The following is a 550-nucleotide window of genomic DNA, read 5'->3' on the forward strand; positions in this document are numbered from 1 at the left end:
GCCGACGATGATCAGCATCGTCGTGTACGAGGCCAAGCCGAAGATCACGGCGATGCGCGTGTGCGTGCGCACATCGCCCTTGCCGACCAGGTACACCAGCAGGTAGACGCCGGCGATCTCGATGACGAAGAACACCCATTCGGTGGCCCACATCCACACGAAGCTGTGGATCAGCGCCGAGATGCCGCGCGGGCTGGCCACGGTGGTGGAGTACCAGATCCCCGGGCCGGTGATGGAGCCCAGCACGTAGCTGAACACCAGCAGGAACATGCCGTAGCGACGCACGAACTCCAGCAACCCGGGCTGGTTGGTGCGGTAGGCATGGTTGACGAGCCAGGCGAAGAAGATCGCGGCCGCCACCGAAGTGTGGGAGAACAGCACGTGAACCGTGGCGATGAGGCAGACGATCCATCCGCTGCCCACGCTGGTGTCGAGCCAGGTCGGGTACAAGCCGATGAGGTCCATGGGTCGTTGCTCCTGTTGCCGGGACGCGGCGGAAGCGGGGGATGCCGTTCCATACCGCGGTGGGTATCGTCCGGATACCGGATCC

The 550-nt window shown here is 64.5% G+C and carries 1 protein-coding gene; it reads right to left on the reverse strand.

Going from position 1 to position 550, the window contains the following annotated elements; all coding sequences use genetic code 11:
• Positions 1 to 465, reverse strand: a 465-nt coding sequence (locus ML342_RS11725; RefSeq protein ID WP_240127193.1) for a hypothetical protein, incomplete at its 3' end; no start/stop codon positions are given.
• Positions 466 to 550 lie beyond the last annotated feature (85 nt).

The organism is Thermomonas alba (assembly GCF_022419205.1).
Lineage (GTDB): Bacteria > Pseudomonadota > Gammaproteobacteria > Xanthomonadales > Xanthomonadaceae > Thermomonas > Thermomonas alba.